We start from the raw sequence: 25,440 nt of genomic DNA on the forward strand, positions 1-25,440 counted from the left end.
GCCTACCTCAGCGCCCTGCTCGTCGTCGCCGGCCTGACATCGCCACGCGCCCTCCCGTGTTCGGCAGGTCTCTCGCCTGCACGGCTAAAGTCGAATATTGCCCCGCTTGCATTCTGTTCGTGAAAATACTTAGATATAAAAGTATTTCGCGACATCAATGACAACGGAACTTCCCATGGCTACCACTCCCGATGCAGTTCCCATGAGCGCGCTCGAAGTGACGGCGCTGGATGCGATCGCCAAGGGCATCTATCGCATCGAATTCGCGCATCCCGAAGGCGCCGAGCTGGCCGAATTCACCCCCGGTGCACACCTCCACGTCCAGGTGCCCAACGGCCAGGTGCGTCGCTACTCGCTGTGCAACGATCCCGAGGAGCGCCATCGCTATGTGATCGCGGTCAAGCGCGAGGAGGCCGGCAGCGGCGGCTCGAAGAGCCTGACCGACGAGACCCGGGTCGGCGACGAACTCCAGGTCTCCGAGCCGCACAACGACTTCGAGCTCAAGGGTAACCCGGCGCGCTACGTGTTCATCGCCGGCGGCATCGGCATCACCCCGATCATGTCGATGATCCACCACCTGCGCGCCACCGGCGGCAAGCCGTTCAAGCTCTATTACCTCACCCGCGATGCCGAACAGACCGCTTTCCTCGATGAGCTCGGCGGCCCCGAGTACCGCGGCAAGGTGGTGATCCACCACGATCAGGGCGAGCCCGACAACGCCTACGACCTGTGGCCGGTGCTGGAGCAGCCCAAGGGCGCACACATCTACTGCTGCGGCCCGCGCGGCCTGATGGAAGCGGTGCGCGACATGACCGGCCACTGGTCCTCCGCCAGCGTGCATTTCGAGGACTTCGGCACGCACAAGCCGGCGGCGATGCAGGACGACAAGCCATTCACCGTGCGTCTGTCCAAGACCGGCGAGGCCGTGCCGATCCCCGCGGGGGTGTCGATCCTCGAAGCGCTGAGGACCAACGGCCACCACGTGCCCTACTCCTGCGGGAGCGGCACCTGCGGCTCCTGCCGCACGCGCCTGGTGGAGGGCGAGGCGGAGCACCGCGACCTGGTGCTGTCCGAAGCCGAGCGCCAGGACAACATCATGGTCTGTGTCTCGCGCGCCTGCTCGGCGGAACTCGTGATCGACCTGCCGGAGTGAGCCCACCGACCCCGCGGAGATGGACATGACAACGCCTCGTTTACGACTGGGGATTGCCGGCCTGGGCCGCGGCTTCATGCTGCTGCTGCCGACCCTCGCGGCGCATCCCGGCATCCGCCTGGTCGCGGCGGCCGACCCGCGCGAAGACGCGCGCCGCCAGTTCGCGGCCGACTTCGCCGCCGCCACCTACGCCGAGATCGCCGAGCTGTGCGCCGACCCCGACGTCGAAGCGGTCTACATCGCCACGCCGCACCAGTTCCACCGCGAGCACGTCGAGCTGGCGGCGGCGCACGGCAAGCATGTGTTGGTCGAGAAGCCCATGGCGCTCTCGCTCGCGGACTGCCAGGCCATGATCGCGGCGATGCGTCGGGCCGGGCGCTGGCTGATGGTCGGCCACAGCCACAGCTTCGATGCCCCTTACCTGCGCACCCGTGAGCTGATCGACAGCGGCGACTTCGGCGCGGTGCGCATGATCCAGGCGCTCAACTTCACCGATTTCCTCTACCGCCCGCGACGCCCCGAGGAGCTCGACACCACGCGCGGCGGCGGCGTGGTCTTCAGTCAGGCGGCGCACCAGGTCGACATCGTGCGCCTGCTCGGCGGCGGCCGGGCGACGAGCGTGCGTGCCATCACCGGCAGTTGGGACGCCGCCCGGCCCACCGAGGGCGCCTACGGCGTGCTGCTGAATTTCGACAACGGCGCCTTCGCCAACCTGACCTACAGCGGTTTCGCGCACTTCGACAGCGACGAATTCTGCGGCTGGTCCGGCGAGTTGGGCCAGCCACGCGACCCGCACCAGTACGGCCGCGCCCGGGCGCAGCTCGCCCAGGTGCATAGTGCCGAGGAGGAGGCCGCGCTCAAGAACACCCGCACCTACGGCGCGGGCCTGTCGCTCGCCAACAGCGGCCTCGAGGGCATCACGCACAACCATTTCGGCTTCGTCGTGGTCGCCTGCGACCGCGCCGACCTGCGCCCCTCGCCCCAGGGCGTGCAGGTCTACGCCGATACCCGGCGCTATCTGGAGGCGCTACCACCGCCGGCAATTCCGCGCCGCGAGGTGCTCGACGAGCTGATCGACGCCGTGCGCCACGACCGCGCGCCGATCCATTCCGGCGAATGGGGCCTGGCGACCATGGAGGTCTGCCTGGGCATGCTCGAGTCCGCGGCCACCGGGCGCGACGTGGCACTCTCCCGCCAGGTGGGACTGCCCCAGCACGCTGCGCTAAGGTAGGCGTTGGCTGGGAGAACCCATTGGCTCGTCAAAAGGAAACAGCGATGGCACGAAGCAATAACCAAGAGACAAGAACGGTACTGCGGCACTGGCAGGAGGACGTCCCCGACGACCGCCTGGCCCACCTGGTACGCGATGCCGGGCGCGTGCTCACCAAGACCCTGCAGACGAAGCTGGCGGATCACTCAGTGAGCTTCGGCCACTGGTCGTTCTTGCGCATTTTGTGGGTGACCGAAGGGCTCACCCAGCGTGAGCTCAGCGAACAGGCCGGGCTCATGGAGCCGACCACCTACACCGCGCTGAAGGCCATGGAGGCCAACGGGCTGATCGAGCGGCGCCAGCTCAACGGCAACCGCAAGAACATCCACATCTACCTGACCCAGAAGGGCCGCGATCTCAAGCAGACCCTGATTCCCTTGGCCGAAGCGGTCAACGAGAGCGCGGTGCGCGGCGTCGACGAGGACGACCTGCTGGCGACTCGGCGCACCCTGCTCGCCATCATCAGCAACCTGGCGGAAGCCAACGAGTAGCGCCGTCCGCCAGGCGAACTCCCACTCCCCAGCCATCAGGACAGACGATGAACAGCCACACGTCGCAAGCCACCGTCGCAGTGTCGGACATCGACGACCTGCTGCAGGACCTGGTCCATGCCAACCACATTCTCTCCAACGAGGGCGTGCTCGATGCGTTCGGCCACGTCAGCGTCCGCCATCCCGAGCGGCCCGAGCGCTTTTTGCTCGCGCGCAACATGGCGCCCGGCCTGGTCGGCATGGAGGACATCATCGAGTTCGACCTCGACGGCACGCCCATCGACGCCGACGGGCGCAGCGTCTATCTCGAGCGCTTTATTCACGGCGAGATCTACCGCGCGCGGCCGGACGTGATGGCCGTGGTGCACAGCCACTCGCCCTCGGTGGTGCCGTTCAGCGCAGTCAAATCGACCCCACTCAAGCCGATGTGCCACATGAGCGGCTTTCTCGGCGAGGGCGCGCCGATCTTCGAGATCCGCGACGTGGCCGGCGCGGCGACGGATCTTCTGATCCGAAGCGCCCCGCTCGGCGAATCGCTGGCTCACTCGCTGGGCGATAACAATGTCGTGCTGATGCGTGGACACGGCGCGACGGTCACCGGCCCGACCCTCAAGCAGGCGGTCTACCGCGCGGTCTACGTCGAGGTGAACGCGCGCCTGCAGGCCGACGCCCTGCGCCTCGGCCCGGTCGAATACCTGACCCGCGAGGAAGCCAACACGGCGATGGAGATGATCGAGGGCCAGGTCGAGCGGCCGTGGCAGTTGTGGAAGCGACGCGCCCAGGCACGCCGCTAGCCGACCCCGGCATCCGGCGGCAGATACAGCCCTTGTCGCCGGTAAATCGACGACGTAACCACCGCCGCGGTGGCGGTGCGATCCCGTGCGTGCCCGGCGCGTATTTTCCTTCGACGAAAGTCGCCCTCCGAGGAGCGAATACGACACCAAATTACGACTTTTGGCGTATTTGACATCGCCGCCTCATGGACTAACTTAGCCCTATAAGTTAGATATCTAAGTATTTATATCGCACAACGCTTGGATAGCTTCACGAACCCGATCCGGAGATTTCGCGTCATGCTCACTCAAGAAGAAAACGACCTGCTCTGCCGTGTCGAAGGCGATGCCCCGATGGGCCGGATCATGCGCCGCCACTGGCTGCCCGCCTGCCTCTCCGAGGAGCTCGCGGAGCCGGACGGCGACCCGGTACGGGTGCGCCTGCTGGGTGAGGACCTGGTGGCCTTCCGCGACACCGACGGCCGTGTTGGGGTGCTGGACGAGATGTGCCCGCACCGGCGCGCCTCGCTGGTGCTAGGGCGCAACGAGGAGTGCGGCCTGCGCTGCCTGTATCACGGCTGGAAGATGGACGTCGAGGGCAACGTCCTCGAGATGGCCTCCGAGCCGGCGGAATCGAAGATGACCGAGAAGGTCAAGCACAAGGCCTACCCGACCCACGAGGCGGCCGGTTTCGTCTGGGTCTACATGGGCCCCGAAGAGGAGCAGCCGGCGTTCACCGCGCCGGTGTTCCAGCCGACGCCGGAGACCAAGGTGTCGATCTCCAAGGTGATCGTCGACTGCAACTGGGCGCAGATCCTCGAGGGCGCCATCGACTCGGCGCACTCGTCGTCGCTGCACTCCACCGACATGGTGCCGGCGCGCATCGGCGGCGCCGAGGCCAACGACAAGGTCTGGCTGCGCCCGTCCACCGACAAGGCGCCGCGCCTGCAACTGCAGAAGACCCGCTTCGGCTTCCGCTACGCCGCGCTGCGCCGGCCGATCACCGATGCCAGGACCCACGACTACGTGCGCACGACGCTGTTCATCGCGCCCTACACCGTGCAGATCCCGCCGAACAACCTCTACGACATCGCGATCCTGCACGTGCCCATGGACGACACCCACACCGCGTTCCACTTCATCGCCTGGGGCGACGAGGCCACCACGCCGGATACCGAATCCTGGCGCAAGTTCCTCGGCACCCAGATCGGCATCGACCTGGACGCGCGCTTCCGCAAGTTCCGCACCCGCGAGAACAATTACTGGCAGGATCGGCGCATCATGCAGCTCGGCACCAGCTATACCGGGATTCGCGGCATTCCCAACCAGGACATCGCCATGTGGGAGACCATGGGCCCCATCGCCGACCGCACCCACGACCGCCTGGGCGCCAGCGACCTGGCCATCGTCGAGTTCCGCCGCCAGATGGTCCAGGCCGCCAAGACCATGCAGCAGGGCGGGCCGGCGATCGGCACCAGCGAGCCGCGCATCCCACACTACAAGCTCAAGTCCTTCCAGGGTGTGGTGCCCAAGGAGACCGACTGGCGCCAGCTGGGCACCGCCCCCGAGGAAACCGAGCCCTACGCGGCCGAGCCGGACACTCAGACCCAGTGATCGATCGACCGGTGACCGGCTGAACGCATCCATAGACAATAAAACGAATGATTCAGGACTGCCGATGAACAAGCTAGAGCTCTCCATTGCCGTGGGCAACTACGACCGCATGCGTCCTTTGATCGATGGCGAGGTGCAGATCGACGGCGTGGACCCGGTGTTCATGCTGCACGACCCGGAGGAGATCTTCTTCCGCGCCTTCCGTCATGCCGACTTCGACATCACCGAGCTCTCGCTGAGCAGCTTCACGGTGAAGACCGCGGCGGGCAACTGCCCGTACGTGGGCGTGCCGGTGTTTCCCTCGCGCGCCTTCCGCCACACCTCGATCTACATCCGCACCGACCGCGGCATCGAGACGCCCGCCGATCTGCGCGGCAAGCGCATCGGCGTGCCGGAATACCAGCTCACCGCCAACGTCTGGGCGCGGCTGTTCCTCGAGGAGGATCATGGCCTGAAGGCCAGCGACGTCACTTGGCTGCGCGGCGGCTACGAGCAGCCGGGGCGGGTCGAGAAGATCGACCTCGACCTGCCCGAGGGTGTCCATGTCGAGAACATCCCCCCCGGCGAGACCCTCTCGGGCATGCTCGCCTCGGGCGAGCTGGACGCGGTGATGGGACCGCGCGCGCCCTCCTGCTTCGATCGCGGCCATCCGCACGTCGGCTATCTCTACGCCGATCCGCAGCAGGCGGCGTCCGACTGGTACCGGCGCACCGGCATCTTCCCCATCATGCACCTGCTGGGCATCCGCAAGACGCTAGTCGAGCGCCACCCCTGGCTGCCGTTCTCGGTCTACAAGGCCTTCGAGCAGTCGAAGGCGCTGGCCCTGGCCAAGCTCAGCGACACCGCAGCCACCAAGGTCACGCTGCCCTTCGTCGAGGACCAGCTCCAGGCCGCGAGAAAGCTGATGGGCGATGACTTCTGGTCGTATGGTTTCGCGCCCAACCGGCATACGCTCGAGCGGTTTCTCGCCCAGCATCACGCGGAAGGCCTGTCCTGCCGGCCGCTGACCCCTGAAGTACTTTTCCACCCCGCCACACTGGAGAGCTTCAAGATCTGATTCCGCCAGTCGATGGCGATAACGCCGTGCCCCGGCACGCCACAACAACAACGTCCGAAGACGCAAAGACCGACCCAACAACAAAAGGTGAAGAGATGAAAGCATCAATCAGGAAGACCCTGCTGGCCGCCGCCTTGCTCGTCCCCGGCCTGCTGATGAATACGGCCCCCGCCGCCGAGAGCGAGGGCTACAACCTGACGGTGGCTGGCGCCTCGCCGGGCGGTTTGTGGTCGCTGCTCGGCGCCGGGCTCGACTCCGCGCTCAAGGCGGAGTATCCCGGCTCCACCGTGACCTACCAGACCTCGGGCGGCGGCATCGCCAACGTCATGGTCCTGAAACGCGGCGACGCCAGCCTGGCGATCATCGAGGACGCCGTGCTGCGGCTGGCGAGCGAGGGCGAGGCACCGTTCCGCGAACCGGCCAAGGACGACATCCGTCTCCTCTCCTACCTCTATACCTGGGCGCCGATGCAGGCGTTCATGCGCGAGGAGTTCGCCGAGGAGCATGGCATCGAGACCTTCTCGGACATCGCCGAGGTCAAGCCGCCGATCACCATCGCCATCAACAAGCGCGGCAACATCGCCTCGAGCGTCGCCGTGGCCATGCTCAAGGCGATCGGCGCGGGCCCCGAGAAGATCGAGAGCTGGGGCGGGGAGATCATCTACGCCGCCTCCAGCGAGCAGTCGACCCTGATCCAGGACCGGCGCATCGACATGTTCCTCAACAGCCTGTTCGTGCGCCAGAGCTCGATCATGCAGGCGGCCAACAGCATCGACCTGGACCTGCTGCCGCTGTCCGACGAGACCATCAAGAAGGTCACCGCGAAGACCGGCACCCAGCCCTTCGTCATTCCCGGCGGCGCCTATGAGTGGATCACCGAGGACACGCCGACGGTGTCGATCAGCGCCGCCCTGGCGGTACGCAGCGACATGAAGGACGAGACCGCCTACAAGCTGACCAAGGCGCTGTACGAGAACTTCGAGAAGATCGCCAACGTGCACCCGGCGATGAAGCGCCTCAACCCGCGCATCATGGCCTCGGCCGAAGTCATCCCCTATCACGATGGCGCCCTGCGTTACCTGAAAGAAGCGGGTCTTCGCTAACCGGCGCAGCATCGTTGCCAAGAGGTTCCTTCGATGAATTCGATACTTTCCACAGTGATGGGAACCGGCACCAAGCGGTCCCTCACGGGCAATCTGGGCATGGCAGTGCACGGATGCGCTGCCCTGGTGGCGCTGGCCGTGGTGTATACCACCACGCTGGTCTACATCGACCTGTACGTCATGACGGTGGTGTTCCTGTCCGCCATGCTGGTCCTGTTGTTCCTGACGGTGAGCGCCGGCCCCAAGGGCCGCCTGGATCGCCCCAGCGCGCTCGACTGGCTGCTCGTCGTGGCCAGTATCGCCGCCGGGATCTACTTCTTCATGGAGAGCGAGCGGATCGCCCAGCGCATCACGCTGCTGTTTCCGCTGGAAATGCCCGACCTGATCGCGGCCAGCGTGCTGCTCTTCCTGACCATCGAGGCCACGCGGCGTACTGTCGGCTTCGGCCTGACCAGCGTCGTGCTGGTATTCGTGGCCTACAATCTGCTGGGGCATTCACTGCCCGGGGCGCTCGGCTTCCGCGAGGTGAGCTACAACCACTTCCTCGACATCATGATGTTCACCTCGGACGGCCTGTTCGGGGTGCCGCTGCGCGTCGCCGCGACCTATGCCTTCCTGTTCGTGATGTTTGGTACCTTCCTGGCCAAGGCCGGCGGCGCCGACTTCTTCTTCGATCTTTCGTCGGCGATCGCCGGCCAGCGGGTTGGAGGCCCAGCCAAGATCGCCGTGATCTCCTCGGGCCTGTACGGCACCATGTCGGGCAGCCCGACCTCGGACGTCGTCACCACCGGCTCGGTCACTATTCCCATCATGCAGCGCCTGGGCTACAGCAAGCCGCTGTCCGGAAGCGTCGAGGTGGCGGCGTCCACCGGCGGCAGCCTGCTGCCCCCGGTGATGGGTTCGGCGGCCTTCATCATGGCCGAGTACACCGGCATCGCCTATCGCGACATCGCCATCGCCGGCTTGGTGCCCGCCCTGCTCTACTACCTCTGCGTCTACACCCAGGTTCATCTGCGCTCGCAGAAGCTCGGGCTGCGCGGCCTGTCCAAGGAGGAGACCGCCCCGCTGCGTCAGACGCTCAAGAACGGCGGGCTGTTCATTCTGCCCCTCGTCGCGCTGACGGTGGCCCTGTTGCAAGGCTATTCGCCCACCTATGTGGCGGCCATTTCCACGGCGGTGGTGCTGCTGGTGTCGATGTTCCGCCGCTCGACCCGCATGGGACCCAAGGCGATCTGGGACGCGCTGGCCATGACTACGCTGCGTATGGTCTCGGTGGTCGCCGCCTGCGCCGCGGCGGGCCTGGTCATCGGCGGCATCTCGATGACCGGCCTGGGCAGTAAGTTCGCCGATCTGGTGTTCCTGCTGGCGGGCAATAGCGCCTTCATTGCGCTGATCATCTCGGCGGCGCTGGCCATCATCCTGGGCATGGGCATGCCAACGCCGTCGGCGTTCATTCTCGCCGCGGTGCTGGTCAGTCCGACCCTGATGGCGTTGGACTTCAGCTTACTGCAGACCAACATGTTCATCCTCTACTTCGCCGTGCTCTCGGCGATGACGCCGCCGGTGGCGGTTGCTGCCTTCGCTGCGTCGGCCATCGCCGACGCCAAGCCGCTGGAGATCGCGGTCGGTGCGGTGAAGCTCGCAATTACCGCCTTCGTCGTGCCGTTCGCCTTCATCTATGGCGAGGGGCTGCTGCTGGAGGGAAGCTGGACCGGCATCGTCGTCTCGTGCACCACCGCCGTGGTGGGCGTACTGCTGCTCAGCATCGCCGTGGAGGGTTACTGGCGGCGGCGCCTGGCCGCGCTGCCGCGGCTCGGCTTCGGCCTCGCCGGCCTGCTGTTCATCGCACCCAGCGGGTGGGCGATCGCCGTGGCCATGGTCTTCGTCGCGATCGCCATCATCGCCACGCCCCACCTACGGCCCAACGGCCACAACTTGCCGGCGGCGTAGCGCGCCGCCCCGGCAATAGCGTGCAACGAGGCAGTACCGGCACCCTCGGGCCGCCGGTACTGCTTTTTTGGGCCGGCGCGAACGCCCCATAGACGAGAATGATCGCCCAATGGCAGAGATCGACATCACCGCCATCGCCCTGGCGCTGCTCTCGGCGCTGATGTTCGCGATCACCTTCCTCCTGGTGAGAGTCGGCGTCGGCGCCGCCTCCTCGTTCACCGCGCTGTGGATCACGCTATCGGTCAATGTGGTGCTGCTGTGGAGCTGGAGCCTATGGACAACCGGCTGGCAGTTCGGCGACTGGTGGCAGTGGCGTCATTTCGTGCTGGCCGGCATGTTCGCACCGCTGCTGGGTCGGCTGTTCCAGTTCCAGGGCATGGCGCGGCTGGGGGCCAACATCACCACGCCGCTGACCCTGACCCACCCGGTGGTGACGATCGTTCTGGCCCTGCTCTTCCTCGACGCGACGGCCACGCTGCCGGGACTGCTCGGCGCCGGCCTGGTGCTGCTGGGCAGCCTCGTCGTCGGCGCGCAGAGCGGCCGCGACGCCGCGGTCGGGCTGGGCCAGGCATCGCGCCTTCACCTGCTGTTCCCGCTGGCGGCCTCGCTCTCCTACGGCGTGTCGGTGGTGTTTCGCAAGCTCGGCATCGACGCCGGCACCGATGCGGTGACCGCCTCCGCCGTGACCACCACCGCGTCGTGGCTGTTCGCCTCGCTCTACCTGCTCGCCAGTGGTGCCAATGGCGACATCCGCTGCAGCCGCCGGGAGTTTGGCTTCTTCGCGTTGGCGGGGCTCTTCTCGAGCCTCGGGCCGGTGTTTCTCTACCTCGCGCTCCGCCATGGCAACCTGATCGTCGTTGCGCCCTTGGCGGCCACCACCCCGCTGTTCGTGCTGTTGATCTCGTGTGCGTTCTTGCGCGGCAGCGAGATCATCAACCGCTGGGTGGTGCTCGGCACGCTGGCCACGGTGCTCGGCGTCAATATCGTGACTTTCTTCGGCCTGGCGTAGCCGGCCACAACCCCGATTCGGAGTGGACATGTATACCCTCGACAAGGCACAACTCGAACGCGACAGGCAGGCCAACGTGACGGCGGCGCTGGTGGAGGATCTTGGCAGCGGCGACATCACCGCCCAGCTCGTCCCGTGGCAGAGCCGGGCACAGGCCCACATCACGGCGAAACAGAACGCCGTGGTGTGCGGCAGCGCCTGGGTCGAGGCCGTGTTCGAGCGTCTCGATCCAGGCGTCAGCCTCGACTGGCAGGTCAGCGATGGCGATCGCGTGGTCCCCGGCCAGGTGCTCTGCCAACTGACCGGGCCGGCCCGCGCCCTGCTCAGCGGCGAGCGCAGCGCGCTCAACTTCCTGCAGACGCTCTCGGCCACGGCGACGCGCAGCCGCCGCTACGCGGACATGGTCAAGCACACCGCGGTGAAGCTGCTCGACACGCGCAAGACCCTACCCGGGCTGCGCCTGGCGCAGAAGTACGCGGTGACCTGCGGCGGTTGCCATAACCATCGCATAGGCCTGTACGACGCCTTCCTGATCAAGGAGAACCATATCGCGGCCTGCGGCAGCATTGTCCCGGCCGTCGACGCGGCCAGGCGAATCGCGCCGGGCAAGCCCGTCGAGGTGGAGGTGGAGAACTTCGGCGAACTCCAGCAGGCCCTCAAGGCGCGGGCCGACATGATTCTGCTCGACAACTTCGGCATCGATGCGCTGTACACGGCGGTGCGCATCGCCGATGGCCGGGCCAGGCTCGAGGCCTCGGGCGGTGTCACTCACGCCGGCCTGCCGCGCATCGCCGAGACCGGGGTGGATTACATCTCCATCGGCACATTGACCAAGGATCTCGAGGCGGTCGATCTGTCGATGCGCCTATCGCTCTAGGACGAGCTAAAAACGCCACGGCCATGGCGCCGCTCGCACGGTGATGGTCGGCGACTCCTATAACGACTATCGCGCCGCGCGCTCCAACGGCACACGCTTCATCGGCGTACTGCCCGAGACGACGGCGCACTCGCCGTTCCCCGCAATACGCCCTGCGTGCCCGATCTGTTTGGGCTGGAAGCGGCGCTGGAGAAACTGCCACATCGGTAGGTCGTTTGACACTTTATCGAGTTCGCCTATCTGGAGCGCGTACTCGCGACCCGAGCGGGCCTGTCCTGGCCACGGCGTACTGAGATAGAATGGCAGCCCAAAACGCACCCGGAACCGCGTAAGGCGTGACGATGCAGGCAGCCCCAACTCAGACGCCGATGATGGCCCAGTACCTGAAGATCAAGCGCGAGCACCCGGACGTGCTGCTGTTCTATCGGATGGGCGATTTCTACGAATTGTTTTTCGATGATGCGCGCCGCGCCGCGCAACTGCTCGATATCACGCTCACCCAGCGTGGCCAGTCGGCGGGCAAGCCGATCCCCATGGCCGGCGTGCCCTATCACAGCGCCGAGGGCTATCTGGCGCGGTTGGTCAAGTCCGGCGAGTCGGTGGCGATCTGCGAGCAGATCGGCGATCCGGCCACCAGCAAGGGCCCGGTGGAGCGCAGGGTGGTGCGCATCGTCACCCCCGGCACGCTGCACGACGAGGCACTGCTCGACGCGCGCCGCGACAACCTGCTGTTGGCCCTGCATTGCCAGGGCGAGCGCTGGGGCATCGCCTGGCTGGAGCTCTCCAGCGGGCGTTTCAGTGTGCTCGAGGTCGACGGCGAGGCGGACATGCTGGCCGAGGTGCATCGCCTGACCCCCGCCGAGCTGCTGGTCGCCGATGGCCTCGATCTGGCGGCCACGCTGAGCGAGCGTGCCGGCCTCAAACGCCAGGGCGAATGGCTGTTCGATCTGGAATCGGCGACTCGCCTGCTGTGCGATCAGTTCGGCGTCGCCGATCTGCGCGGCTTCGGCTGCGCGCATCTGAGCTGCGCCATCACCGCCGCCGGGGTGCTGGTCGATTACGCCCGCGATACCCAGCGCTCGGGCCTGCCGCACGTCACCGCGCTCGGCGTCGAGAACCGCGACGACAGTGTGGTCATCGACGCCGCCAGCCGGCGCAATCTCGAGATCGACATCAACCTCGGCGGCAGCGCCGACAACACCCTGGCCAGCGTACTCGACACCACCGCCACGGCGATGGGCTCGCGGCTGCTCAAGCGCTGGCTCAACCGGCCGCTGCGCGATCGCGGGCAGGTCGGCGCGCGTCAGGGCGCGGTGCAATTGCTGCTCGCCGACGACGCCTATGTCGCGCTACGCGAGGCGCTCAAGCGGATCGGCGACGTCGAGCGCATTCTCGCACGCGTCGCCCTGCGTAGCGCCCGCCCGCGCGATCTGGCGCGCCTGCGCGACGGCCTCAATGCGCTGCCCGAGCTGCAGCGGGAGCTCGCCACGCTCGACGAAGGCACCGCGCTGGACGAGCTGCGCCGGCACATTCGTCCCTATCCCGAGCTTGCCGAGACGCTGACGCGCGCGCTCGTCGACAATCCACCGGTGGTGATTCGCGACGGCGGCGTGATCGCCGGCGGATTCGATGACGAGCTCGACGAATTCCGTGGCCTGGCCGAACATGCCGGCGACTATCTGGTCAAGCTCGAGACCCGCGAGCGCGAGCGCACCGGCCTCGCCGGGCTCAAGGTCGGCTACAACCGGGTGCATGGCTATTTCATCGAGATCCCCCGCGCCCAGGCCCGCGAGGCGCCGGCCGACTACATTCGCCGCCAGACGTTGAAGAACGCCGAGCGCTTCATCATCCCCGAACTCAAGGAGTTCGAGGACAAGGCGCTGTCGGCCAAGTCGCGCGCGCTGGCCCGCGAAAAACTGCTCTACGAGAGCCTGCTCGATACCCTGGGCGCCGAACTCGACGCCCTGCAGGCCAGCGGTCGCGCGCTGGCCGCGCTCGACGTGCTGGCGGCCTTCGCCGAGCGTGCCCTGGCGCTGGATTTCGTGCGCCCGCAACTGCTCGATGCGCCGGGCATTCATATCGTCGGCGGGCGCCACCCGGTGGTCGAGCACGTCAGCGATCATCCCTTCGTGCCCAACGACCTGCGGCTCGACCCGAGTCGCCACATGCTGGTGATCACCGGCCCTAACATGGGCGGCAAGTCGACCTACATGCGCCAGGCGGCGCTGATCGCGCTGCTCGCGCATAGCGGCAGTTTCGTACCCGCCGACCGCGCCGAGATCGGTCCGCTGGATCGTATCTTCACGCGCATCGGCTCCAGCGATGACCTGGCCGGCGGGCGCTCGACCTTCATGGTCGAGATGACCGAAACCGCCAGCATCCTGCACAACGCCACGGCCGAAAGCCTGGTGCTGATGGATGAAATCGGCCGCGGCACCAGCACCTTCGATGGCCTGTCGCTGGCCTGGGCCAGCGCCGAGCACCTGGCCCGGGTCAAGGCGTTCACGCTGTTCGCCACCCACTACTTCGAGATGACTGCGCTGGCCGAGCAGGCCGAGGGCGTGGCCAACGTGCATCTGACCGCCGCCGAGCACCGCGATGGCATCGTCTTCATGCACCGCGTCGAGGATGGCCCGGCCAGCCAGAGCTATGGCCTGCAGGTCGCGCAACTCGCCGGCGTGCCCCAGGCGGTGATCGTCCGCGCCCGTGAGAAACTGGCCGGCCTCGAGCAGCAGGAGGTCGATCAGGGCCAGCGTCGCCCTAGCACAGTGGGCGCTTCGCCTCCCCAGCAGGCCGACCTGTTCGCCAGCACGCCGCATCCATTGATCGAGGAGCTCAGCGGGCTGGCGCTGGATGAACTGACACCGCGCCAGGCGCTGGACCTGCTTTACCGATGGCGGGAAAATATCTGAGGCCATGCGTCGCGATGGAATGACACCATAGCCAATCGATCGATAGCGTGGCTTGCCGCCGTGCGGGCGGCACGACTAAAATCGAGCCCCAATTAGAATAGGGTCTTATAATGGCCCAGCCGCTTATAACCTAGCTGACGATGATGCACCGGCATCGGGCATATCGAGATTGAGGGAGACACCATGACATTCGTCGTCACCGAAAACTGCATTCGCTGCAAGTATATGGATTGCATCGAGGTCTGCCCGGTCGACTGTTTCTACGAGGGGCCCAACTTTCTGGTGATCCACCCCGACGAATGCATCGATTGCGCGCTATGCGAGCCGGAGTGTCCGGCCGAGGCGATCTTCTCCGAGGATGAACTGCCCGATGGTCAACAGGAGTTCATCGAGCTGAACGCCGAACTCGCCGAGGTCTGGCCGAACATCACCGAGAAGAAGGATCCGCCGGCGGACGCCGAGGAATGGGATGGCAAGCCCAACAAGCTGGAACTACTGGAGCGCTGATCGGCATTCGCCAAACGGCCCGGCCCCGAATCATCGGGGCCGGGCCGCAAACCGCTCGAAAGCTCTACCTTGACGCTCAGCCCTGACCCTTGATGGCCTTGAGCCCCGGGTAGCCAGCCTTGCCGCCGAGTTCCTGCTCGATCACCAGCAGGCGATTGTACTTGGCGATACGATCGCTGCGGCTCAACGAGCCGGTCTTGATCTGCCCGGCCGAGGTGCCGACCGCCAGATCGGCGATGGTGGTGTCCTCGGTCTCGCCACTGCGATGCGAGATGACCGCGGTGAAGCCGGCGTCCTGGGCCATTTTGATGGCATCCAGGGTCTCGGAGAGCGAGCCAATCTGGTTGAATTTAATCAGGATCGAGTTGCCGATCTGCTCGTCGATGCCACGCTTCAATATTTTAGTATTTGTGACGAACAGGTCGTCGCCGACCAGTTGCACCTTGTCGCCCAGCTTGTCGGTCAGCGTCTTCCAGCCCGCCCAGTCGGATTCGTCCATGCCGTCCTCGATCGAGACGATCGGATACTCGGCGACCAGCTCGGCCAGGTAATCGGCGAAGCCGGCGGAATCGTAACGCTTGCCTTCGCCCGCCAGATCGTACTCACCGTTGTTATAGAACTCGGATGACGCGCAATCCAGCGCCAGGGTGACGTCCTTGCCCAAGGTATAGCCGGCGTCGCTCACCGCCTGCTTGATCACCGCCAGCGCCTCGGCGTTGGATTCCAGGTTGGGCGCGAAGCCGCCTTCGTCGCCCACCGAGGTGGCCAGGCCACGACCAGACAACACCTTCTTCAGCGCGTGGAAGATTTCCGCACCCATGCGCAGCGCCTCACGGAAGTTCGCCGCGCCGACTGGCTGGACCATGAACTCCTGCATGTCGACGTTGTTGTCGGCATGCTCGCCGCCATTGATGATGTTCATCATCGGTACCGGCATGCTGTATTGGCCGGGCTGGCCGTAGAGCTCGGCAATATGCGCGTAGAGCGGCACACCCAGCTCGGCGGCGGCGGCCTTGGCGGCGGCCAGCGACACGGCGAGAATCGCATTGGCGCCCAGGTTGGCCTTGTTGTCGGTGCCGTCGAGTTCGAGCATGGCGTTGTCCAGCGCACGCTGGTCGCGCGCATCCATGCCCACGAGGCGTTCGCGAATCTTGCCGTTCACGGCCTCGACCGCCTTGAGCACGCCCTTGCCCAGGTAGCGCGACTTGTCGCCGTCACGCAGCTCCAGCGCTTCGCGCGAGCCGGTGGAGGCACCGCTCGGCGCACAGGCGCTGCCGCGCACGCCACTTTTCAGGATCACCTCGGCCTGTACGGTCGGGTTGCCACGCGAGTCGAGCACCTCGAGGGCGCGAATATCGACGATCTCTGCCATGTATGTCGTCCTTTTCAGGTGGTTCAGCGTTGTCGAAATTGAATTATTGAATGTGAGTCTCGGGGAAGCTCTTGGTTAAATCGTCGAGCGCCTTGAGCTGGCCCAGGAACGGCTCGAGCTTGTCCAGCGGCAGCGCGCAGGGGCCGTCGCACTTGGCGTTGTCGGGGTCGGGGTGTGCCTCGAGAAACAGCCCGGCCAGACCCACGGCGACGCCGGCACGCGCCAGTTCGAAGACCTGGGCACGGCGCCCATCGGCACTGTCCGAACGCCCGCCGGGGCGCTGCAACGAATGGGTCACGTCGAAGATCACCGGGAAGCCGGTCTGCTTCATCTCGCCGAAGCCGAGCATGTCGACCACCAGGTTGTTGTAGCCGAAACTCGAACCACGCTCGCACAGGATCAGCCGCGAATTGCCGACTTCCTGGCACTTGGCGAGGATATGGCGCATCTCGTGGGGCGCGACGAATTGCGGCTTCTTGATGTTGACCACCGCGCCGGTCTCGGCCATCGCCACCACCAGGTCGGTCTGGCGGGCGAGAAAGGCCGGTAGCTGGATGACATCGGCAACCTCGGCGGCGGGTGCGGCCTGCCAGGGTTCGTGAACGTCGGTGATGATCGGCACGTTGAAGCGCGACTTGACTTCGGCGAGGATCTCGAGCCCTTGTTCCAGGCCGGGGCCGCGATAGGAGTGGATCGAGCTGCGGTTGGCCTTGTCGAAGCTGGCCTTGAACACGTAGGGGATGCCCAGCCGGCCACACACGTCGACGTAGGTCTCGGCGACGTCCAGCGCCATCTCGCGGGATTCCAGCACGTTCATGCCGCCGAACAGCATCAGCGGCAACGAATTACCGGCCCTGAGGCCGGCGAATTCGATGATTCGTTGAGTCACAGCCATGCCAAATCCCCTTATAAAAGGCTCTCTTCGAGCGGGCTCAGCCCTGAGGCGCCTGTTGGGCCTGCAGTCGCGCACGCGCCGCCTTGTGCTCCAGCGCCGCGTTGACGAAGCCGGTGAACAGCGGGTGACCGTCGCGCGGCGTGGAGGTGAATTCCGGGTGGAACTGGCAGGCCACGTACCAGGGGTGATCGGGCAACTCGATCATTTCCACCAACGAATTGTCGACGCTCTTGCCGGAGATCACCAGCCCGGCCTTTTCCAGTTCGTCGATGAACTGGTTGTTGACCTCGAAGCGGTGGCGATGACGCTCGGTAATGGCATCCAGGCCATAGGCCTCGCGCGCCTTGGTGCCGGCCTTGAGGTGGCATATCTGGCCACCCAGGCGCATGGTGCCACCCAGATCGGAGGCCTCGTCGCGCAGTTCGATCTTACCCTCGGGGCTGAGCCATTCGGTGATCAGGCCGATCACCGGATGCTGGGTGTCGTGGGTGAATTCGGTGGAGTCGGCATCTGCCCAGCCGGCGATATGACGGGCGAATTCGATCACCGCGACCTGCATGCCCAGGCAGATACCCAAGTAGGGGATGCCCTGCTCGCGCGCGTAGCGGGCGGTGGCGATCTTGCCTTCCACGCCGCGCTCGCCGAAGCCACCGGGGACCAGAATCGCATCCTTGCCGGCCAGTCGCTCGGTGCCGTGGTGCTCGATGGTTTCGGCGTCGATGTAGTCGATGTTGACCTTGACCCGGGTCTGGATACCGGCGTGAATCAGCGCTTCGTTGAGCGACTTGTAGGCGTCGAGCAGCTCCATGTACTTGCCGACCATGGCGATGTTGATCGACTTGAGCGGGTTGAGCTTGGCGTCGAGCACATGCACCCATTCGGTCAGATCGGCCTGCGGCGCCTCGATACGCAGCTTGTCGCAGACGATCTCGTCGAGGCCGAACTCGTGCAGCATCAGCGGGATACGGTAAATGGTGTCGGCATCCTTGAGCGGGACGACCGCGCGCTCCTCGACGTTGGTGAACAGCGCGATCTTGCGCCGCTCGACCTCTTCGAGCTCGACCTCGCTGCGGCAAATCAGGATATCGGGCTGGATACCGATCGAGCGCAGTTCCTTGACGCTGTGCTGGGTCGGCTTGGTCTTGGTCTCGCCGGCGGTCTTGATGTAGGGCACCAGCGTCAGGTGCATGAACAGCGCGCGGTTGGCGCCGACTTCGCTGCGCAACTGGCGGATCGACTCGAGAAACGGCAGCGACTCGATGTCGCCCACGGTACCGCCGATTTCCACCAGCGCCACGTCGCAGCCCTCGCCACCTTCGATCACCCGGCGCTTGATCTCGTCGGTAATGTGCGGAATCACCTGCACGGTGCCGCCCAGGTAGTCGCCGCGCCGCTCGCGGCGCAGCACGTGCTCGTAGACGCGCCCGGTGGTGAAGTTGTTGCCCTGGGTCATCCGGGTGCGGATGAAACGCTCGTAATGGCCCAGGTCGAGATCGGTCTCCGCGCCGTCTTCGGTGACGAATACCTCGCCGTGCTGGAATGGGCTCATGGTGCCCGGATCGACGTTGATGTACGGATCCAGCTTGAGAATGGTGACCTTGAGGCCGCGTGCCTCGAGAATCGCCGCGAGGGAGGCCGACGCAATGCCCTTGCCGAGAGAGGACACAACGCCGCCGGTCACGAAGATATATCGTGTCATGGAAAACCTGTCGAATCGTGAGCAGAGGGCCGTGGAGAAACCGGGCCCGGATGGGACGCCAGAATAGCAGACTCGGCTCCCGGGCTCAATTTAGCCGGCCTCCCCGATCAGCCGAGCCTACGACCACCAGCGCGACATGGCCCCGCCCAACGGATCACGCTCGGGTTGCGACAACTGGGCGATCCGCGCAACCGCCGCGTCGTGCTCGGCGGGGTCGGCGCGAATCAGGTCGAGCGTTGGCTGATCGATCGGATAGGCGGCCAGCAGCAAGAAATCGTCGCTCGCCGCCAGGCAACAGTGGCCTGTGCCGGCGGGCAATATCAGCGCGTCGCCGGCGCGAATCTCGACATCGCGGCCCGCCTCGCCGCCCAGGCGCAGCTTGCCCCATCCCGAAAGCGCACCGAACGCCTCATGGGCGGTGGAATGATAATGATGGTAGTCATACACGCCACCTCGCCAGCTGGGTGGCCAGTCGTAAGCGCTGAAGAGCCGCTCGAAACACTGCGCCACGCTCTCCCGGTCCAGCCCCGCCTCAAGCCCACCGGAGCGAAACAGCAGTGTGGCCAAGCGTGTATTGGGGATGCGCCCGTCATCGTCGAAGGTCAACTGCTCGGGAACCACCGAGCCACCCTCGCTCGACCCAAGGCCAAGTGTCGCCAGCGTGTCGTCCATGTCTTTCTCCTGGCTAATGGCTGTCACTCCCAGCGTAGATGAAGGTAGCGCTGAAAACGCAATCGCCCCGGCCATGGCCGGGGCGATGCTCGAGGGCGATCGATACGCGATCAGACACCCAGGTAATCGAGAATCCCTTCGCCGGCCTGGCGTCCTTCATACACCGCCGTGACCACCAGGTCGGAGCCGCGCACCATGTCGCCACCGGCGAAGATCTTCTCGTTGCTGGTCTGGAAGGCGAAGCTTCCATGCTCCGGCGCGGTGACCCGGCCGCGTTCGTCGGTGGCGATGTCGTTGGGCTCGAACCAGTCGATCTCGCTGGGCTGGAAGCCGAAGGCGATGATCACCGCATCGCAGGCCAGGATCTCTTCCGAACCCGGCACCACTTCGGGGCGCTGACGGCCGTTCTCATCCGGCTCACCCAAACGCGTGCGCACCAGCTTGACGCCCTCCACCTTATCCTCGCCGATCACCGCCACTGGCTGGCGATTGAACAGGAAGTCGACGCCCTCCTCGCGGGCGTTGGATACCTCGCGCTTGGAACCGGGCATGTTGCCCTCATCGCGACGGTAGGCACAGGTGACGCTGGTCGCACCCTGGCGAATCGCGGTGCGGTTGCAGTCCATGGCGGTGTCGCCGCCGCCCAGCACCACCACGCGCTGGCCTTGCAGGCTTTGATACTCGCCCGGGGCATTCTCGAAACCCAGGCAGTGGTTGACGTTGGCGACCAGATAGTCGAGCGCCTTGTGCACGCCGGGCAGCTCCTCGCCGGGGAAACCGCCCTGCATGTACTTGTAGGTACCCATGCCCATGAACACCGCGTCGTACTCGGCGAGCAGCGCGTCGATGCTTACGTCCTTGCCGATCTCGGTGTTGAGGCGAAACTCGATGCCCATCTCCTCGAACACCGCACGGCGCCGCTCCATGACGTTCTTCTCGAGTTTGAACTCGGGGATGCCGAAGGTCAGCAGGCCACCGATCTCCGGGTAGCGGTCGAACACCACCGGCCTTACGCCATTGCGCACCAGGATATCGGCGCAGCCGAGCCCCGCCGGGCCAGCGCCGATCACCGCCACGCGCCTGTCGGTCCAGGTGACCTGGGACATGTCCGGACGCCAGCCCATGGCGAAGGCGGTGTCGGTGATGTATTTCTCCACCGAGCCGATGGTCACCGCGCCGAAGCCGTCGTTGAGCGTGCAGTCGCCTTCGCAGAGGCGATCCTGCGGGCATACGCGACCACACACCTCGGGCAACGAGTTGGTCTTGTGCGACAGCTCGGCGGCTTCGAGAATATTGCCCTCGCTGACCAGCTTGAGCCAGTTGGGAATGTAGTTGTGTACCGGGCACTTCCATTCGCAATAAGGGTTGCCGCAGTCCAGGCAGCGATGCGCCTGGCTGGCCGCCTCGCTGGGCTTGTAGGGTTCGTAGATCTCGGCGAACTCGCGGGCGCGGGTGCGTGCCTCTTTCTTGCGCGGATCCTGACGGCCGACATCGATGAACTGGAAATCGTTGCTTAGACGGTTTGCCATGAATCGTCTCTCCTAATTATTCGGGGCGCCACCGGGGCTCGGCTCATTCGGGTCGCCGCCGGGACTCGGCGAGCAGGCCGTTGAGACTTGCCGCCTTGGGCTTGACCAGCCAGAAATGACGCACGAAGTCGGAGAAGTCCTCGAGGATCTCTTCGCCGCGCGCGGAGCCGGTCTCGGCGACGTACTCCTCGATCACTTCGCGCAGGTGGCGCCGATAGGCTTCCATGGCCTCGGTATTGATGCGGTGGATCTCCACCAGTTCATGGTTGTACTTGTCGACGAAGGTACGATCCTCATCGAGCACGTAGGCGAAGCCACCGGTCATGCCCGCGCCGAAATTGACGCCGGTCTCGCCGAGCACGGCGACCATGCCGCCGGTCATGTACTCGCAACAGTGATCGCCCGCGCCCTCGATCACCGCATGCACGCCGGAGTTGCGCACAGCGAAGCGCTCGCCGGCGGTGCCGGCGGCAAACAGCTTGCCACCGGTGGCGCCATACAGGCAGGTATTGCCGATGATCGCGGTCTCATGGCTCTTGAAGGTGCTCGTGCGCGGCGGAACGATGACCACCTTGCCGCCGTTCATGCCCTTGCCGACATAGTCGTTGGCATCGCCCTCTAGATACAGATTGAGGCCGCGCGCATTCCACACGCCGAGGCTCTGGCCGGCGACGCCGGTGAAGCGCACGTTGATCGGTGCATCCTCGAGCCCGGCCTCGCCATAGCGCTTGGCGATCTCGCCGGAGGCGCGCGCGCCCAGCGAGCGATCGCCATTGGTGATAGTGAATTCGAACTCACCGCCGGACCTGGTCTCGATCGCCGCCATCAGCGTTTCCACTATCTCTCGGTTCTTGGCGCCCGGATCGTGCGGCTCGTTGCGACTGATCGTGCAGAACTGCGGCGCATCCGCCGGCACGAAGTCGTTTTCCAGCAGCGGCGTCAGGTCGAGCTTGCGCTGCGAGGCAGTCTCGCCTTCGAGTGCCTCGAGCAGATCGGTACGCCCGATCAGATCGGTGAGTTTACGCACGCCGAGCAGCGCCATCAGTTCGCGCACTTCCTCGGCGATGAAGCGGAAGTAGTGCTTGACCATGTCGACGGTGCCGCGGAAGTGCTCGTCGCGCAGGTACTGGTGCTGGGTAGCGACGCCGGTGGCACAGTTGTTGAGGTGGCAGATACGCAGGTACTTGCAGCCCAACGCGACCATCGGCGCGGTGCCGAAGCCGAAGCTCTCGGCGCCGAGAATCGCCGCCTTGACCACGTCGAGGCCGGTCTTCAGGCCGCCGTCGGTCTGCAAGCGAATCTTGTCGCGCAGGCCGTTGATGCGCAGCGCCTGATGCACCTCGGGCAGGCCCAACTCCCACGGACTGCCGGCGTGCTTGATCGAGGTCAGCGGGCTCGCCGCGGTGCCGCCGTCGTAGCCGGAGACGGTGATCAGATCGGCATAGGCCTTGGCCACGCCGGTGGCGATGGTGCCGATGCCCGGCTCGGAGACCAGCTTGACCGAGACCTGGGCGGTCGGGTTGACCTGCTTGAGATCGAAGATCAACTGCGCCAGATCCTCGATGGAATAGATGTCGTGGTGCGGCGGTGGCGAAATCAGCGTCACGCCGGGCACCGCGTAGCGCAGCCGGGCGATCAGCTCGTTGACCTTGCCGCCGGGCAACTGGCCGCCCTCACCGGGCTTGGCGCCCTGGGCGACCTTGATCTGCAGCACCTCAGCGTTGACTAGGTAGGCCGGCGTCACGCCGAAACGCCCGGAGGCGATCTGCTTGATCTTCGAGCTCCTGATGGTGCCGTAGCGCGCCGGATCCTCGCCGCCCTCGCCGGAGTTGGAGCGCCCGCCGGCCTCGTTCATGGCCTGGGCCAGCGCCTCGTGGGCCTCCGGCGACAGCGCGCCGAGCGACATGCCGGCGCTGTCGAAACGCGGCAGCAGCTCCTCGACCGACTCGACCTCGTCGAGCGGCAGCGGCTCGGCGGCCGGCTTGAGCTTGAGCATGTCGCGAATGGTCGCCACCGGCCGCTCGTTTACCAGCCGGGCGAATTTCTTCCACTTGGCGTAATCGCCCTGCTGCACCGCTTCTTGCAGGGTCATCACCACGTCGGGGTTGTAGGCGTGGTATTCATGAGCATGGACGTACTTGATCAAGCCACCCTGACGCAGGGTCTTGCGCGGTATCCAGGCATCGCGCGCCAACAGCTCTTGCTGCAACTGCAACTCGGCGAAACCCGTGCCTTCGATGCGCGACATCATGCCCGTGAAGCACAAGTCCATGACCTCGGACGACAGCCCCACCGCCTCGAACAACTGCGAGCCGCGATACGACGCCAGCGTCGAGATACCCATCTTCGAGAGAATCTTGTAGAGCCCTTTTTGCAGGCCCTTGCGATAGTTCTCGCGGGCATCCGCCGGGTTGCCGACCAGTTCGCCGCTGCGATGCATGTCGGCCATCACCTGATAGGCCAGGTAGGGATAAACCGCCGTGGCGCCCACACCGAACAGCACCGCCATCTGGTGGGCGTCGCGGGCATAGCCGGTCTCGACCACCAGATTGACGCGCGGGCGCAGCGCCAAGCGCCCCAGATGATGATGAATCGCGCCGGTGGCGAGCACCGCATGGATCGGCAACTGGCCATTTGCGAGGCAGTCGTCGGACAGCACCAGCAGCACCGCGCCCTTCTCCAGCACTGCCTGCTCGACCTCCTGGCACAGCGCCAATAGCGCCTGCTTGAGGGTGCTCTGCTCGGGATCGTAAGCCAGCTTGAACGTCTGGACGCGAAACGCCTCATCCTCCTGGGCGACCAGCGCGGTGAACTTGCGCGGCGACAGCACCGGCGTGGTCAGGATCAGGCGATGGGCGTGATCGGGAGTCGCCTCGAAGACATTGAGCTCGGCGCCACAGCAGGTTTCCAGCGACATCACGATCGCTTCACGCAGTGGATCGATGGCCGGGTTGGTGACCTGGGCGAATTTCTGGCGGAAGTAGTCGGTGAGCAAGCGACCGTGGCGCGACAGCACCGCCATCGGCGTGTCGTCGCCCATCGAGCCGACCGCCTCCTGGCCGCTTTCGGCCAGCGGCCGCAGCAATTGGTCGCGCTCCTCGGAGGTAACCTGGAACATCTTCTGGTAAACGCGCAGCTCGTCGCCTTCGAGCGGCTGGAAGCGCGCCAGCTCGGTAAGCGCCGACTCAAGATACTGGGCACGATCCTTCAGCCAGCGCTTATAAGGGTGCGCCGACTTGAGCCGATCGTCGATCTCGCGGGTGTGCAGTACCTCGCCGGTCTCGGTGTCCACGCCGAGCACCTGCCCCGGGCCGACCCGGCCCTTGGCGACCACGTCCTCGGGTTTGTAGCCGTAGGTGCCGACCTCCGAGGCCAGGGTGATATAGCCATTTTTGGTGATCACCCAGCGCGCCGGGCGCAGGCCGTTGCGGTCGAGCATGCACACCGCGTGGCGACCGTCGGTCATCACCAGCCCCGCCGGGCCGTCCCAGGCCTCCATGTGCATGGAGTTGTATTCGTAGAAGGCACGTAGCTGGGCGTCCATGGTCTCGACGTTCTGCCAGGCCGGCGGCACCATCATGCGAATCGCGTTGTACAGGTCCATGCCACCGGTCATCAGCACTTCGAGCATGTTGTCCATGCTCGACGAGTCGGAACCGCTGGTATTGACGATCTCGTCGAGCTCGGTGATGTCGGGCAGCAGGTCGCTGACGAAGTTTTCCTTGCGCGCGTTGGCCCAGCCACGGTTGGCCTCGATGGTGTTGATTTCGCCGTTGTGGGCCAGGAAGCGGAACGGCTGCGCCAGCGGCCAGCGCGGCGCGGTGTTGGTCGAGAAACGCTGGTGGAAAACGCAGATAGCGGTTTCCAGGCGCGGGTCGTTCAGGTCGTGATAGAAGGTCGGCAGATCGACGGGCATCATCAGGCCCTTGTACGACACCACCTTGGACGACAGCGAGCAGACGTAGAAGTCTTCCTCGTGCTTGAGCTGTTGCTCGGCGCGCCGCCGCGCCATGAACAGATCGACATTGAAGACCTGGTCGAGACGATCGTCGCTCGCCTCGACGAAGACCTGGCGGATGCGCGGCAGGCAGTCGAGCGCCATCGGCCCGCACACGCTGGGGTCGACCGGCACGTCGCGCCAGCCGCGCACGCTAAGGCCCCGCGCGCCGAGTTCGGCGTCGAGTATGTCGCGGGCCCGCGTCTCGCGTGCATCGTCGTCGGGCAGGAAAACGCTGCCCACGGCGAAACGCCCGCCGAGTTCGATGCCGAGTTCCTCGCGGGCGATGCCGCGCATGAAGTCGCTAGGCATCTTGAACAACAGGCCGCAACCATCGCCGGTCTTGCCGTCGGCGGCGATACCGCCACGGTGGGTCATGCAGGTCAGCGACTCGATGGCGGTTTTCAGCAGATCGTGGCTGGCCTGTCCTTCCATATGGGCGATCAGGCCGAAGCCACAGTTATCGCGGAACTCACCAGGCTGGTGGAGACCTTTCATCATGGGCATGTCTCGATCTTGTTTTGTGCAGTGTTGTGCGAAATCCAGGAAAACTCACAGAC

At 65.5% G+C, this 25,440-nt stretch carries 19 protein-coding genes; 13 read left to right on the top strand and 6 right to left on the bottom strand.

Features of this window, described 5'->3' with window-relative positions; translation table 11 throughout:
• Nucleotides 1–175 precede the first annotated feature (175 nt).
• The 13 genes from BLR92_RS07925 (at nt 176) to fdxA (ending at nt 14,716) form a co-directional block, all read left to right on the top strand.
• Entirely contained in the window at nt 176–1,153 is a 978-nt protein-coding gene (locus BLR92_RS07925) for a PDR/VanB family oxidoreductase (RefSeq protein WP_089727288.1), read from the top strand.
• Nucleotides 1,154–1,178: 25 nt separating this feature from the next.
• Nucleotides 1,179–2,384, top strand: coding sequence for a Gfo/Idh/MocA family oxidoreductase (locus BLR92_RS07930; protein WP_089727289.1), 1,206 nt, complete (start codon nt 1,179–1,181; stop codon nt 2,382–2,384).
• A 44-nt stretch (nt 2,385–2,428) separates the two neighbouring features.
• Nucleotides 2,429–2,914 carry a MarR family winged helix-turn-helix transcriptional regulator gene (locus tag BLR92_RS07935; protein WP_089727291.1) on the top strand — a complete coding sequence of 162 codons (486 nt, stop codon included), beginning with the start codon at nt 2,429–2,431 and terminating at the stop codon, nt 2,912–2,914.
• Between the two features lie 47 nt (nt 2,915–2,961).
• Entirely contained in the window at nt 2,962–3,708 is a 747-nt protein-coding gene (locus tag BLR92_RS07940; RefSeq protein WP_089727293.1) for a class II aldolase/adducin family protein, read from the top strand.
• A gap of 279 nt (nt 3,709–3,987) precedes the next feature.
• Nucleotides 3,988–5,301 carry a Rieske 2Fe-2S domain-containing protein gene (locus tag BLR92_RS07945; protein WP_089727295.1) on the top strand — a complete coding sequence of 438 codons (1,314 nt, stop codon included), beginning with the start codon at nt 3,988–3,990 and terminating at the stop codon, nt 5,299–5,301.
• Between the two features lie 64 nt (nt 5,302–5,365).
• Nucleotides 5,366–6,358 carry an ABC transporter substrate-binding protein gene (locus BLR92_RS07950; RefSeq protein WP_089727297.1) on the top strand — a complete coding sequence of 331 codons (993 nt, stop codon included), beginning with the start codon at nt 5,366–5,368 and terminating at the stop codon, nt 6,356–6,358.
• A 95-nt stretch (nt 6,359–6,453) separates the two neighbouring features.
• On the top strand, nt 6,454–7,461 hold the full coding sequence (locus BLR92_RS07955) for a TAXI family TRAP transporter solute-binding subunit (protein WP_089727300.1): 1,008 nt from the start codon (nt 6,454–6,456) through the stop codon (nt 7,459–7,461).
• A 99-nt stretch (nt 7,462–7,560) separates the two neighbouring features.
• Nucleotides 7,561–9,411: a TRAP transporter permease gene (locus tag BLR92_RS07960; RefSeq protein ID WP_245704140.1), complete on the top strand. Its 1,851-nt coding sequence runs from the start codon at nt 7,561–7,563 to the stop codon at nt 9,409–9,411.
• 109 nt (nt 9,412–9,520) lie between these two features.
• A complete protein-coding gene (locus tag BLR92_RS07965) occupies nt 9,521–10,420 on the top strand; it encodes a DMT family transporter (protein WP_089727305.1) in 900 nt (299 codons plus the stop codon).
• Nucleotides 10,421–10,448: 28 nt separating this feature from the next.
• On the top strand, nt 10,449–11,297 hold the full coding sequence (gene nadC / locus BLR92_RS07970) for a carboxylating nicotinate-nucleotide diphosphorylase (RefSeq protein ID WP_089727307.1): 849 nt from the start codon (nt 10,449–10,451) through the stop codon (nt 11,295–11,297).
• Between the two features lie 43 nt (nt 11,298–11,340).
• On the top strand, nt 11,341–11,595 hold the full coding sequence (locus BLR92_RS07975) for a hypothetical protein (protein ID WP_089727309.1): 255 nt from the start codon (nt 11,341–11,343) through the stop codon (nt 11,593–11,595).
• Between the two features lie 43 nt (nt 11,596–11,638).
• The gene (gene mutS / locus BLR92_RS07980; RefSeq protein WP_089727311.1) at nt 11,639–14,209 is read left to right on the top strand and encodes a DNA mismatch repair protein MutS; all 2,571 of its coding nucleotides are present in this window, start codon (nt 11,639–11,641) and stop codon (nt 14,207–14,209) included.
• A gap of 183 nt (nt 14,210–14,392) precedes the next feature.
• A complete protein-coding gene (gene fdxA / locus BLR92_RS07985) occupies nt 14,393–14,716 on the top strand; it encodes a ferredoxin FdxA (protein ID WP_089727312.1) in 324 nt (107 codons plus the stop codon).
• A gap of 76 nt (nt 14,717–14,792) precedes the next feature.
• Here the strand turns inward: fdxA and eno are convergent, their stop codons facing one another.
• The 6 genes from eno to gltB form a co-directional block, all read right to left on the bottom strand.
• Nucleotides 14,793–16,088 carry a phosphopyruvate hydratase gene (gene eno / locus BLR92_RS07990; protein WP_089727314.1) on the bottom strand — a complete coding sequence of 432 codons (1,296 nt, stop codon included), beginning with the start codon at nt 16,086–16,088 and terminating at the stop codon, nt 14,793–14,795.
• Between the two features lie 43 nt (nt 16,089–16,131).
• Nucleotides 16,132–16,983 carry a 3-deoxy-8-phosphooctulonate synthase gene (gene kdsA, locus BLR92_RS07995; RefSeq protein ID WP_089727316.1) on the bottom strand — a complete coding sequence of 284 codons (852 nt, stop codon included), beginning with the start codon at nt 16,981–16,983 and terminating at the stop codon, nt 16,132–16,134.
• A 37-nt stretch (nt 16,984–17,020) separates the two neighbouring features.
• The gene (locus BLR92_RS08000) at nt 17,021–18,682 is read right to left on the bottom strand and encodes a CTP synthase (protein ID WP_089727318.1); all 1,662 of its coding nucleotides are present in this window, start codon (nt 18,680–18,682) and stop codon (nt 17,021–17,023) included.
• A 117-nt stretch (nt 18,683–18,799) separates the two neighbouring features.
• Nucleotides 18,800–19,354 carry a cupin domain-containing protein gene (locus BLR92_RS08005; protein ID WP_089727321.1) on the bottom strand — a complete coding sequence of 185 codons (555 nt, stop codon included), beginning with the start codon at nt 19,352–19,354 and terminating at the stop codon, nt 18,800–18,802.
• A 110-nt stretch (nt 19,355–19,464) separates the two neighbouring features.
• Complete coding sequence (locus BLR92_RS08010; protein ID WP_089727323.1) at nt 19,465–20,883, bottom strand: glutamate synthase subunit beta; 1,419 nt, start codon at nt 20,881–20,883, stop codon at nt 19,465–19,467.
• Nucleotides 20,884–20,926: 43 nt separating this feature from the next.
• Entirely contained in the window at nt 20,927–25,381 is a 4,455-nt protein-coding gene (gene gltB / locus BLR92_RS08015; RefSeq protein ID WP_089727324.1) for a glutamate synthase large subunit, read from the bottom strand.
• Nucleotides 25,382–25,440 lie beyond the last annotated feature (59 nt).

The organism is Modicisalibacter muralis (genome assembly GCF_900102945.1).
Classification (GTDB): Bacteria; Pseudomonadota; Gammaproteobacteria; order Pseudomonadales; family Halomonadaceae; genus Modicisalibacter; species Modicisalibacter muralis.

Bases quoted from the DNA above. Each gene is read 5' to 3' on its own strand.
- BLR92_RS07925 (WP_089727288.1), top strand. From the start codon at position 176: ATGGCTACCACTCCCGATGCAGTTCCCATGAGCGCGCTCGAAGTGACG.
- BLR92_RS07930 (WP_089727289.1), top strand. From the start codon at position 1,179: ATGACAACGCCTCGTTTACGACTGGGGATTGCCGGCCTGGGCCGCGGC.
- BLR92_RS07935 (WP_089727291.1), top strand. From the start codon at position 2,429: ATGGCACGAAGCAATAACCAAGAGACAAGAACGGTACTGCGGCACTGG.
- BLR92_RS07940 (WP_089727293.1), top strand. From the start codon at position 2,962: ATGAACAGCCACACGTCGCAAGCCACCGTCGCAGTGTCGGACATCGAC.
- BLR92_RS07945 (WP_089727295.1), top strand. From the start codon at position 3,988: ATGCTCACTCAAGAAGAAAACGACCTGCTCTGCCGTGTCGAAGGCGAT.
- BLR92_RS07950 (WP_089727297.1), top strand. From the start codon at position 5,366: ATGAACAAGCTAGAGCTCTCCATTGCCGTGGGCAACTACGACCGCATG.
- BLR92_RS07955 (WP_089727300.1), top strand. From the start codon at position 6,454: ATGAAAGCATCAATCAGGAAGACCCTGCTGGCCGCCGCCTTGCTCGTC.
- BLR92_RS07960 (WP_245704140.1), top strand. From the start codon at position 7,561: ATGGCAGTGCACGGATGCGCTGCCCTGGTGGCGCTGGCCGTGGTGTAT.
- BLR92_RS07965 (WP_089727305.1), top strand. From the start codon at position 9,521: ATGGCAGAGATCGACATCACCGCCATCGCCCTGGCGCTGCTCTCGGCG.
- nadC (WP_089727307.1), top strand. From the start codon at position 10,449: ATGTATACCCTCGACAAGGCACAACTCGAACGCGACAGGCAGGCCAAC.
- BLR92_RS07975 (WP_089727309.1), top strand. From the start codon at position 11,341: ATGGTCGGCGACTCCTATAACGACTATCGCGCCGCGCGCTCCAACGGC.
- mutS (WP_089727311.1), top strand. From the start codon at position 11,639: ATGCAGGCAGCCCCAACTCAGACGCCGATGATGGCCCAGTACCTGAAG.
- fdxA (WP_089727312.1), top strand. From the start codon at position 14,393: ATGACATTCGTCGTCACCGAAAACTGCATTCGCTGCAAGTATATGGAT.
- eno (WP_089727314.1), bottom strand. From the start codon at position 16,088: ATGGCAGAGATCGTCGATATTCGCGCCCTCGAGGTGCTCGACTCGCGT.
- kdsA (WP_089727316.1), bottom strand. From the start codon at position 16,983: ATGGCTGTGACTCAACGAATCATCGAATTCGCCGGCCTCAGGGCCGGT.
- BLR92_RS08000 (WP_089727318.1), bottom strand. From the start codon at position 18,682: ATGACACGATATATCTTCGTGACCGGCGGCGTTGTGTCCTCTCTCGGC.
- BLR92_RS08005 (WP_089727321.1), bottom strand. From the start codon at position 19,354: ATGGACGACACGCTGGCGACACTTGGCCTTGGGTCGAGCGAGGGTGGC.
- BLR92_RS08010 (WP_089727323.1), bottom strand. From the start codon at position 20,883: ATGGCAAACCGTCTAAGCAACGATTTCCAGTTCATCGATGTCGGCCGT.
- gltB (WP_089727324.1), bottom strand. From the start codon at position 25,381: ATGATGAAAGGTCTCCACCAGCCTGGTGAGTTCCGCGATAACTGTGGC.